At 73.6% G+C, this 10,668-nt stretch carries 10 protein-coding genes; 1 reads left to right on the forward strand and 9 read right to left on the reverse strand.

All coding sequences use genetic code 11. The annotated features are described in order from the left end of the window. Positions 1–65: 65 nt before the first annotated feature. A complete protein-coding gene (gene fmt, locus ACFY15_RS22860) occupies positions 66–1,010 on the reverse strand; it encodes a methionyl-tRNA formyltransferase (protein ID WP_390688545.1) in 945 nt (314 codons plus the stop codon). 249 nt (positions 1,011–1,259) lie between these two features. Between fmt and ACFY15_RS22865 the strand changes: the two genes are divergently transcribed. Then, on the forward strand, positions 1,260–1,784 hold the full coding sequence (locus tag ACFY15_RS22865; RefSeq protein WP_390688544.1) for a hypothetical protein: 525 nt from the start codon (positions 1,260–1,262) through the stop codon (positions 1,782–1,784). 279 nt (positions 1,785–2,063) lie between these two features. Here the strand turns inward: ACFY15_RS22865 and ACFY15_RS22870 are convergent, their stop codons facing one another. The 8 genes from ACFY15_RS22870 to ACFY15_RS22905 form a co-directional block, all read right to left on the reverse strand. Continuing rightward, the gene (locus tag ACFY15_RS22870; RefSeq protein WP_390688543.1) at positions 2,064–4,184 is read right to left on the reverse strand and encodes a primosomal protein N'; all 2,121 of its coding nucleotides are present in this window, start codon (positions 4,182–4,184) and stop codon (positions 2,064–2,066) included. 229 nt (positions 4,185–4,413) lie between these two features. Continuing rightward, positions 4,414–5,622 carry a methionine adenosyltransferase gene (metK, locus tag ACFY15_RS22875; RefSeq protein WP_390825998.1) on the reverse strand — a complete coding sequence of 403 codons (1,209 nt, stop codon included), beginning with the start codon at positions 5,620–5,622 and terminating at the stop codon, positions 4,414–4,416. A 194-nt stretch (positions 5,623–5,816) separates the two neighbouring features. Further along, positions 5,817–7,043, reverse strand: a complete 1,227-nt coding sequence (coaBC, locus tag ACFY15_RS22880; RefSeq protein WP_390689178.1) for a bifunctional phosphopantothenoylcysteine decarboxylase/phosphopantothenate--cysteine ligase CoaBC — start codon at positions 7,041–7,043, stop codon at positions 5,817–5,819. An 89-nt stretch (positions 7,044–7,132) separates the two neighbouring features. Next, positions 7,133–7,405, reverse strand: a complete 273-nt coding sequence (gene rpoZ, locus ACFY15_RS22885; RefSeq protein WP_004948662.1) for a DNA-directed RNA polymerase subunit omega — start codon at positions 7,403–7,405, stop codon at positions 7,133–7,135. A gap of 28 nt (positions 7,406–7,433) precedes the next feature. Then, on the reverse strand, positions 7,434–7,997 hold the full coding sequence (gmk, locus tag ACFY15_RS22890; RefSeq protein ID WP_042809918.1) for a guanylate kinase: 564 nt from the start codon (positions 7,995–7,997) through the stop codon (positions 7,434–7,436). A 61-nt stretch (positions 7,998–8,058) separates the two neighbouring features. Then, a complete protein-coding gene (locus tag ACFY15_RS22895; protein WP_030234009.1) occupies positions 8,059–8,382 on the reverse strand; it encodes an integration host factor in 324 nt (107 codons plus the stop codon). A gap of 282 nt (positions 8,383–8,664) precedes the next feature. Continuing rightward, on the reverse strand, positions 8,665–9,516 hold the full coding sequence (gene pyrF, locus ACFY15_RS22900) for an orotidine-5'-phosphate decarboxylase (protein WP_390689179.1): 852 nt from the start codon (positions 9,514–9,516) through the stop codon (positions 8,665–8,667). Continuing rightward, on the reverse strand, positions 9,513–10,622 hold the full coding sequence (locus ACFY15_RS22905) for a quinone-dependent dihydroorotate dehydrogenase (RefSeq protein ID WP_390689180.1): 1,110 nt from the start codon (positions 10,620–10,622) through the stop codon (positions 9,513–9,515). Before ACFY15_RS22905 ends, pyrF begins: the two co-directional genes overlap by 4 nt. Positions 10,623–10,668 lie beyond the last annotated feature (46 nt).

Consider the following 10,668-nt stretch of genomic DNA (forward strand, 5'->3'; position numbering starts at 1 on the left):
GGTGCGGGTGCGGCGGTCCTTCGGGTGCCGCGGGCGCCCCCGGCCGGGCGGGGGTGCGGATGGAATCAGCCTACGTCGGCCGCGCCCAGGCGCTCGCCGGGAGCGATGCGCACCCCCCGCGCCCAGTCGGCGCCCTTCATCGGCTTCTTGCCCTGCGGCTGCACCCAGAGCAGCTCGACGGCGTGCGAGCCGGTGCCCACGTACACGTTGTTCTTGGCCGGGGCCAGAACGCCCGGCGCGAGGTCGGTGCGGTCGGGGACGAGCCCCACGGAGATCAGCTTCAGGCGCTCGCCGCGGAAGACGGTCCACGCGCCCGGCGCCGGGGTGCAGCCGCGCACGACGCGGTCGGCGCGCAGCGCGGGGGCGTTCCAGTCCACGCGGGCGTCCTCGACGGTGATCTTCGGCGCGAGGGACACCCCCTCGGCGGGCTGCTCGACGGCGCGCAGGGTGCCGTCCTCGATGCCGTCCATGGTCGCGGTCAGCAGTCCGGCGCCGGCGAAGGCGAGGCGGGTCAGCAGGTCACCGCTGGTGTCGGTCGGGCGGATCTCCTCGGTGAGGACCCCGAAGACCGGGCCGGTGTCGAGCCCCTCCTCGATGCGGAAGGTGGAGGCCCCGGTGACCTGGTCGCCGGCCATGATCGACTGCTGGACGGGCGCGGCGCCGCGCCAGGCGGGCAGCAGCGAGAAGTGCAGGTTGACCCATCCGTGGGCGGGGATGTCCAGCGCGCTCTTGGGGAGCAGGGCGCCGTACGCGACGACGGGGCAGCAGTCCGGGGCGATCTCGCGCAGCCGCGCCTGGAACTCCGGGTCGCGCGGGCGGACCGGCTTGAGGACCTCGATGCCGGCCTCCTCGGCGCGCTCGGCGACCGGGCTGGCGACCAGCCGGCGGCCCCGGCCGGCCGGTGCGTCGGGCCGGGTGACGACGGCCGCGACCTCGTGCCGCCCGGAGGCGATCAGGGCGTCCAGGGCGGGCACGGCGACCTCGGGGGTGCCTGCGAAGACGAGCTTCACTGGGGTCCTACCTCGCTATCTCGGCGTCAGCAGCGGTCCAGTCTAGGGGGCGTGGCCCTCCGCACCCACCGGTGGGACCGGGGGCGTACGCACACACGCGCGCCTCTCGCATATGCCGACACGCCCCCAGGGCGTGACCTGCGCGCACGTTGGCGCGTTGGTCAAGAGAGATTGACCGAAACGGGCCGCGATCAAGAACGGTGTCTGCGGCCCGATCCGCTCTTCAGCACCGGTTCGAGAGGCTTCTCCATGGCCGACCACGCCACCCATGACGCCCAAGCACGGGCCAGTCTGCACCTCCTGGTGCGGGACATCGAGCGGGTTCGCCGGCAGGTGGACGCACTCCGCACGCTCACCGCCCAGCTCGGCAACGTCTACCGCCCGCGCCGCTCCGGGCCCTCCACGGGCTTCGTCGTCTACGGCAGGGCGCCCGCGCCCACCGTCCGCCTCGCCCAGGAACTGCGGGACAGCGTCGAGACGCTCGTCACCGCGGCGGTGGACTTCGACCGCTCCCTCGGCTTCTCCTGGGACGCGGTCGGCTCGGCGCTCGGCGTCACCAAGCAGGCCGTTCACCGCCGCTACGGCGCCCGGCGCGCGCAGGCCGCCGAGGCCGCGGAGCCGTCGGCCGAGGGCGCCGCGACCCGGACGCTGGGCCCGCTGCCCACGATCCCCGCGGCGCGCTCGGTGCCGCCTCAGCCCGTCCGCGAGGACACCCAGGCCGCCGCCGCCCAGGCGGCCCGCCAGTCGGCCTTCCCGGGCCCCCGCAACGGCTGACCCCGCTCCCGCCCCCGCCGCCGGGACGCCGACCCCCGACGGCCCCGGCCCCGCAGGCGCTGCCCGAGTGCCCTGCGGGACCGTCCCCCCACCCGCCCTTCGCCCGCTCCCCGGGCTCCGCCCGGACCCGTTCCGTGCGCTGCGCGGGCCGGACTGCCCGCAGGGCCGTTCCAGCCCCGCCTGCGTTCGAGGGTCTGGGGGCGCAGCCCCAGGAAGCGGCGAGAGGGCGGGTAGGGGACACCGCCCCGCGCAGCGGCACCCGCAGCCGGCACCCGGAACTCAGCCGATGTCCGGCGGATCGATCCGGATCCGCACCGCGTCGGCGGCCGCCACCCCGCGGGCCATACGGGCCGCCTGCGCCGACTTCAGCGCCGCCGCCAGCGCGGCCCCGCTCCCCGGCGGGACCCGGATCAGGGCCCGCTCCCCCGGCGAGGCCTCCCCCCGCCGCCCGGGCAGCGGCACGGGACCCAGCACCTCCGCGTCCGCCGGCAGGGCGGCGGCCCCCAGGAAGGCCTCCAGGGCCTCGGGCCGCCCCGCCACGGCCGCCATCCGCGACACGGGCGGGAACCCCAGCTGGGCCCGCTCCGCGAGCTCCCGCACCGCGTGCCCCACGGGGTCCCAGCGCACCAGGGCCTGGACGGGCCGCAGTGTCGGCTCGGCGACGACCACGACCTGCCCGTCCCCGCGGACCAGGGAGGCGGCGGCGATCCAGCGGCGCAGCGCGTCCTCCCCCGCCCGCAGATCGGGGCGGGTCAGCATCGCCCATCCGTCCAGCAGCAGCGCCGCCGCGTACCCGGCGCCCGCCGCGACCGGTTCGGCCCCGGGGGTCGAGACCACAAGCGCCGGGCGGTCCGGCACCTCGTCCAGGACGTGGTCGCGCCCCGAGGTCCGCACGGGCACGGCCGGGAAGGCCCGGCCCAGCTCCTCCGCGGTCCGTCGCGCGCCCACCACCTGGGCCCGCAGCCGGAAGGAGCCGCACTCCTCGCAGTGCCAGGAGGGCTCACCCCGCCCGCACCAGCCGCAGTGCAGGTCCCGCTCGTCGGGGGCCTCCAGCGGGCCGGCGCACGCGGTGCAGCGGGCCGGGGTCCGGCAGCGCTCGCACGCCAGCCGGGGCACGTACCCGCGCCGGGGCACCTGGACCAGCACGGGCCCGCTCTTGAGGCCCTCCCGGACCGTCTCCCAGGCCAGGCTCGGCAGCCGCGCCGCGCGGGCGGCCCCGTCGCGGGCCAGCAGCTCGTCGCCGACGGTCCGCACGCGGGGGGCGGTGGCCCGCACCGTCTCCCGGTCGGCGACCAGCGGGCGGGCCCAGCCGGACTCGACCAGCTGGGCGGCCTCGACGGTGCAGCTGGTGCCGCCGACCAGGAAACCGCAGCCGTCGGTGACCGCGCGCAGCTCCAGCACCTCGCGGACGTGCGGGAAGGGGGCGTGGTCGTCGCCGTGGCTGGAGTCGCCGTCGTCCCAGACGGCGACGAGCCCGAGGTCCCGTACGGGCGCGAACATCGCGGCCCGGGTGCCGACCACGGCCCGTACCGAGCCCCGGTTGACCGCGAGCCACTCCCGGTAGCGCTTCTCGGGCCCGGAGTCGGCGGTCAGCAGGGCGTGCCGGCCCTCGCCCAGCAGGGCGGTGAGGGCCGCGTCGACCCGGGCGGCGGTGCGCCCGTCGGGTACGACGGCGAGGGCGCCGCGGCCGGATGCGAGGGTGGCCGCCATGGCCCGGGCCAGCTCGTCGGCCCAGCCGGGGCCGGGCAGGGCCGTCCACACGGCGCGCGGGGTGCCGCCGCCGGCCAGGGCGCGCAGGAAGGCGGTCCCGGCGCCGTACCGGCTCCAGCCGCCGGGCTCGGGCACGGGGGGCGGGGGCAGCGGCTCCGGGGAGGGCCTGGCCTCGGCGCGGGCGTTGCGCGGGGGCAGTGCCAGCTGGAGGACGTCGGCCAGGCTGCCCGCGTACCGGTCGGCCACGGCCCGGGCGAGGGCCAGCATGCGGGGGCCGAGGACCACCTCGGGCGAGACCACCTGGGCGAGGGCGGCGAGCGCCCCCTCGTAGTCGGACTCGGCACACCGCTCGACGATGAACCCGTCGATGAGCCCGCCGCCCTCGCGGCGGCCGCCGTGCACCCGGTGGGCGCCCGCGCCGAAGCGGACCCGGACCCGGACGCCGGGCCGGGCGGTCTCGGAGAGCTCGGCGGGAACGGCGTAGTCGAAGAGCCGGTCGAGGTGGAGGACGCCCTTGTTGACGAGGACGCGGGCCACCGGCAGCTCCTCGGCGAGGGCGGCCCCGCGCCAGGTGCGCGGCTTGGCCTTGGGCGCCTTGGCCTTCGCCTCGGCGACCAGGTCCCGGAGCAGTGCGAGCTGTTCCGGCGGTCCGCCGGGGCCGTCTGCGTCGGGTGCGTTCTCGCTGCTCACAGCAGCATTCTTACCAAAGGGCACCGACAGTCGGGGGCCTCCCGAGGTCTCGGCGGGCGACGGCGGTAAGGCGGTCCTTCGACACCGGGCTCGCGTCCGGCTCCGGACGAAGCCGTCACCCCGCGCACCGGGAGGGCCGGGGCAGCCTGTGCGGGGCGGACGGGCGCCGCAACGCGGTACCGCCCCGGACCTGTGGGTCCGGGGCGGTACCGGGTGGAGCGGGTGCCGTTTACAGGCCGGCGGCGGTGCGCAGGGCGTCGACGCGGTCGGTGCGCTCCCAGGTGAAGTCGGGGAGCTCGCGGCCGAAGTGGCCGTACGCGGCGGTCTGCGCGTAGATGGGGCGCAGGAGGTCGAGATCGCGGATGATGGCGGCCGGGCGGAGGTCGAAGACCTCGCCGATGGCGTCCTCGATCTTCTGGACCTCCACCTTGGCGGTGCCGAAGGTCTCGACGAAGAGGCCGACGGGCTCGGCCTTGCCGATCGCGTACGCGACCTGGACCTCGCAGCGGGCCGCGAGGCCGGCGGCGACGACGTTCTTGGCGACCCAGCGCATCGCGTACGCGGCCGAGCGGTCCACCTTCGACGGGTCCTTGCCGGAGAAGGCGCCGCCGCCGTGGCGGGCCATGCCGCCGTACGTGTCGATGATGATCTTGCGGCCGGTCAGCCCGGCGTCACCCATCGGACCGCCGATCTCGAAACGACCGGTCGGGTTCACCAGCAGCCGGTAGCCCTCGGTGTCCAGCTTGATGCCGTCCTCCACGAGCTGCGCGAGCACGTGCTCGACGACGAACTCGCGGATGTCGGGGGCGAGCAGCGACTCCAGGTCGATGTCCGCGGCGTGCTGCGTGGACACGACGACCGTGTCCAGGCGCACGGCCTTGTCGCCGTCGTACTCGATGGTGACCTGGGTCTTGCCGTCGGGGCGCAGGTACGGGATGGTGCCGTTCTTGCGGACCTCGGACAGGCGGCGCGAGAGCCGGTGCGCGATGTGGATCGGCAGCGGCATCAGTTCGGGGGTCTCGTCGCAGGCGTAGCCGAACATCAGGCCCTGGTCGCCCGCGCCCTGCTTGTCGAGCTCGTCCTCGTCGCCCTCGACGCGGGACTCGTAGGCCGTGTCGACACCCTGGGCGATGTCCGGGGACTGGGCGCCGATGGACACCGACACGCCGCAGGAGGCGCCGTCGAAGCCCTTCTTCGAGGAGTCGTAGCCGATCTCGAGGATCTTGTCGCGGACGAGCTGGGCGATCGGGGCGTAGGCCTTCGTCGTCACCTCGCCCGCGATGTGCACCAGGCCGGTGGTGATGAGGGTCTCCACGGCCACGCGCGAGGTCGGGTCCTCGGCGAGGAGGGCGTCGAGGATCGTGTCGCTGATCTGGTCAGCGATCTTGTCGGGGTGACCCTCGGTCACGGACTCCGAGGTGAACAGACGACGGGACACAATGCTCCCTGGGGTTGCAGCGGCTGCTGGCTGATCATTTGGCGGAACGATACCGGGGGCTGCGCCCGATCACGTTCCAGATGCAGTTTATCGGTCGCCGCCGTTTGCCGGACCACCCGTCTCGCCCTGTGGGAGCCGTGTGACCTGCGGCACTCCATTCTGGCGTACGGATTTCCGATCGAGAAGGGCGACGCTCAGGCGGGCTGGGACCCGCTCGGGGGCGTGAGGCGGTCCGCGACCTGGTCCCAGATCACATCCGCCAGAGCCTCCTTCGGACCATAGGGAACCTGCACCTCACCACCGTCGGACGACAGGATCACAGCTTCGTTCTCCTCGGATCCGAAGGTCTTGTTTGCGCCGACCTCATTGACGACGAGCAGGTCGCACCCCTTGCGGCGGAGCTTGGCCCGGCCGTTGTCGAGCACGTGATCGGTCTCGGCGGCGAATCCGACGACGATCTGGCCCGGCCGGGCCCGCTCGGCGGAGATCTCCGCGAGGACGTCGGGATTGCGCACGAGGGCCACCGGGTCGGGCTCGCGCCCCTCCTGCTTCTTGATCTTGCCGTCGGCGTAGGCGGCGGGCCGGAAGTCCGCCACGGCGGCGGCCATCACCACGGCGTCGGCGTCGGCGGCCGCCTTGAGCACCGCCTCGCGCAGCTGGAGGGCCGTGCCGACCCGTACGACGTCCGCCCCGGCCGGGTCGGCCAGCGCGGTGTTGGCGGCCACCAGGGTGACCCGGGCCCCGCGCGCCACGGCGGTGCGGGCCAGCGCGTAGCCCTGCTTGCCGGAGGAGCGGTTGCCGAGGAAACGGACCGGGTCCAGGGGCTCGCGGGTGCCGCCGGCGCCGACGACCACGTGCCGCCCGGCCAGGTCGGGGGCGGCCGAGCCGCGGGCGAGGACGGCGCGGCACACCTCGAAGATCTCCTCCGGGTCGGGCAGCCGCCCCTTGCCGGTGTCCTTGCCGGTCAGCCGCCCGACGGCGGGCTCGACGACCACGGCCCCGCGGCGGCGCAGGGTGGCGACGTTCTCCTGCGTGGCGGGGTGCTCCCACATCTCGGTGTGCATCGCGGGCGCGAAGACCACCGGGCAGCGGGCGGTGAGCAGGGTGTTCGTGAGGAGGTCGTCGGCCAGGCCGTGGGCAGCCTTGGCCAGCATGTCGGCGGTGGCGGGGGCGACGACGACGAGGTCGGCGCTCTGGCCGATGCGCACGTGGGGCACCTCGTCGACGCTCTCCCAGACCTCGGTGGAGGCCGGGTTGCCGGAGAGCGCGGCCCAGGTGGCCTCGCCGACGAAGTTCAGGGACGCCGCCGTGGGCACCACCCGCACCTCGTGCCCGGACTCGGTCAGCCGGCGCAGCAGCTCGCACGCCTTGTACGCGGCGATCCCGCCGCTGACCCCCAGCACGACCTTCGGCTTGTCCACTGCTTCTCCCGTGATCGGTTGCGTCGTACCTATGACACACCACAGGCCCGGCAGCCGTGCTGCCGGGCCTGTGGTGATGATGTCGTGCCCTACTGGGCCGGGGCCTCGATGGCCTCGGAGGTCAGCAGACCCGCGTTGATCTCGCGCAGGGCGATCGAGAGCGGCTTCTCGTGGACGTGGGTGTCCACCAGCGGGCCTACGTACTCCAGCAGGCCCTCACCGAGCTGCGAGTAGTACGCGTTGATCTGACGCGCACGCTTGGCCGCGTAGATCACGAGGCTGTACTTCGAGTCCGTGGCCTCGAGCAGCTCGTCGATCGGCGGGTTGATGATGCCCTCGGGCGCGGTGATGGAAGAGGACACGCTCTACCTTCCGAAGATGGATAAAAGATCAGACAACTGCCATCAAGGCTAGCAGCTCACGTGCTACGTCCTCGACGGAGGTGTTGACCAGGGTGGTGTCGAACTCGGACTCGGAAGCGAGTTCGACCTTGGCGGTGTCGAGCCGCCGCTCGATGACCTCGGGCGACTCGGTGCCCCGGCCGGTGAGCCGGCGGACCAGCTCGTCCCAGCTCGGCGGGGCCAGGAAGACCAGCTGGGCGTCGGGCATCGACTCGCGGACGAGCCGGGCGCCCTGGAGGTCGATCTCCAGCAGCACCGGTTCGCCGTTGTCGAGGCGTTCCAGTACCGCGCCGCGCGGTGTGCCGTAGCGGTTGCCCGCGAACTCGGCCCACTCCAGCAGCTCGCCGTTGGCGATCAGCTTGTCGAACTCGTCGTCGTTGACGAAGAAGTACTGGACTCCGTGTCGCTCACCGGGCCGCGGCTTGCGGGTGGTGGCCGACACCGAGAGCCAGACCTCGGGGTGGACCTTGCGCATATGCGCGACGACCGTGCTCTTGCCGACCCCTGAGGGGCCGGAGAGCACGGTCAGCCGCGGACGAACCTCTGCTGCCATGGAGCAATTATCCAGGTTCTCGGGACTGCCTGAGAACGCCGGGAGAACTTCGGGCGACGCCTCAGGCGCCGCTACCGCCGAACTCACGCTCCAGGGAGGCGATCTGGTTGGAACCGAGACCTCGGACACGCCGGGACTCGGAGATGCCGAGGCGCTCCATGATCTGCTTGGCGCGGACCTTGCCGACGCCGGGCAGCGACTCGAGAAGGGCGGAGACCTTCATCTTGCCGATGACGTCGTTCTCCTGGCCCGTCTTGATGACGTCGTGGAGGGAGGCGCCGGAATGCTTGAGTCGATTCTTCACCTCGGCCCGCTCCCGGCGAGCCGCGGCGGCCTTTTCGAGCGCTGCTGCGCGCTGTTCAGGGGTAAGGGGCGGAAGAGCCACGCCTACGTCACCTCGGATGTCGAACTGTCGGATACGGACCGGCGGGGAGCCCTCGGGCACCACGCCGGGCGAGCTCCCGAACAGCGGTGGAACTGGTTCGCTGCACGTTCACTCAGGTCGGAGACTAGCGGCCAAGGCCGCTCCAGTCAGCGAGAACGGACGAAAAGTCCTGGTCAGCCTCCACTGAACCGTACATCACGGACAAAATACCCCGGTTTTGTCCGGCGAAAGACGTTCGATTCTCGACAGCCCGTGCTGCGCGCCGGTCCGTGACCCGTCCGATCAGGCCGCGACGGCCTCGCGGATCTCGTCGGCGAACCGCTTCGCGGAGGCCCGCAGGGCGTCGGTGTCCGGTCCGTGCCGCAGGACGCCCCGGGAGACGTTCGGGACCACGTTGCCCACGGCCGCGCCGAAGACCGCCGGGAGGTCGGCCGCGGTCGCGCCCTGGGCGCCGATGCCGGGGGCCAGCAGCGGACCGTTGATGTCCAGGTCGAAGGAGGACAGGTCGCCCAGGGTCGCCCCGACCACCGCGCCGAAGGAGCCCATCGGCTCCGCCCCGGCGTTCTCGGCCGCCAGGTGCGCCAGCATCGTCGCCCCGATCGAGCGGCCGTCCTCGCGCACCGCCCGCTGGACCTCGGCGCCCTCCGGGTTGGAGGTGAGGGCCAGGACGAACAGGCCGGCGCCGGACGCGCGCGCCAGGTCCACGGCCGGCTTCAGCGAGCCGTAGCCCAGGTACGGGGAGACCGTCAGGGCGTCCGAGAACAGCGGGGACGAGGGGTCCAGGAAGGCGGAGGCGTACGCGGCCATCGTGGAGCCGATGTCGCCCCGCTTGGCGTCCATGACGACCAGGGTCCCGGCCGCCCGCGCGTCGGCCACGGTCCGCTCCAGCACCGCCACGCCCCGCGAGCCGAAGCGCTCGAAGAAGGCGGCCTGCGGCTTGAACACCGCCACCGAGTCGGCGAGCGCCTCGACGACGGTGCGGGAGAACCGCTCCAGGCCCGCGATGTCGTCGGCCAGGCCCCAGGAGTCCAGCAGGGCGGCGTGGGGGTCGATGCCGACGCACAGGGGGCCGCGTGCGTCCATGGCGGCGCGCAGACGGGCCCCGAAGGGGGTCACAGGGGTCTGGGAGGTCACTGGGCGGCCTTTCGGGTCTCGGCGCCCACGGCCTCGGCCAGGGTCGCGTAGGGGCTGGCGGCCAGGCGCGCGGCCAGGCCCTTGTGGATGGCGCGGGCGTAGAACGGGCCCTCGTAGATGAAGGCGCTGTAGCCCTGGATCAGGGTGGCGCCCGCCAGGATGCGCTGCCAGGCGTCCTCGGCGTTCTCGATGCCGCCGACGCCGACGAGGGTGATCCGGTCGCCCACGCGGGCGTACAGGCGCCGCAGGACCTCCAGGGAGCGCTCCTTGACCGGGGCGCCGGACAGTCCGCCGGTCTCCTTGACCAGAGCGGGGTCCGACTTCAGACCCAGGCCCTCGCGGGCGATGGTGGTGTTCGTGGCGATGATGCCGTCCAGGCCCAGTTCCAGGGCGAGGTCGGCGACCGCGTCCACGTCCTCGTCGGCGAGGTCCGGGGCGATCTTGACCAGCAGCGGGACGCGACGGCCGGTGACCGAGCGGTCGGCGGCCTCCCGTACGGCGGTCAGCAGCGGGCGCAGGGACTCGGTGGCCTGGAGGTTGCGCAGGCCGGGGGTGTTCGGCGAGGAGACGTTGACGACCAGGTAGTCGGCGTGGCGGGCGAGGCGCTCGGTGGAGACCACGTAGTCGGCGGCGGCCTCGGCCTCCGGCACCACCTTGGTCTTGCCGATGTTGACGCCGACGACCGTCCTGAAGACCGGGTTGCGGGCCGCCAGGCGGGCCGCGACGGCCTCGGAGCCCTCGTTGTTGAAGCCCATGCGGTTGATCAGCGCGCGGTCGGGGACCAGGCGGAAGAGCCGCTTCTTGGGGTTGCCGGGCTGCGCCTGGCCGGTGACGGTGCCGATCTCGACGTGGTCGAAGCCGAGCATGGCCATGCCGTCGATGGCGACGGCGTTCTTGTCGAAGCCGGCCGCGAGCCCGAAGGGGCCGTGCATGCGCAGGCCCAGGGCCTCCGTGCGCAGCTCCTTGTAGCGGGGGGCCAGGGCCGCCGCCACGAAGGTGCGCAGCACCGGGGTGCGGGCGGCGAGGCGGATCCAGCGGAAGGCCGTGTAGTGGGCCTGCTCGGGGTCCATCCGCTTGAAGACGAGGTTGAAGAACAGTTTGTACATCGTCCGATTAATCCCTTGAATCCCTGTGTGCGCTCGGAAGGACCTC

Origin of the sequence: Streptomyces sp. NPDC001373 (genome assembly GCF_042895815.1) — a bacterium.
Taxonomy (GTDB): Bacteria; Actinomycetota; Actinomycetes; order Streptomycetales; family Streptomycetaceae; genus Streptomyces.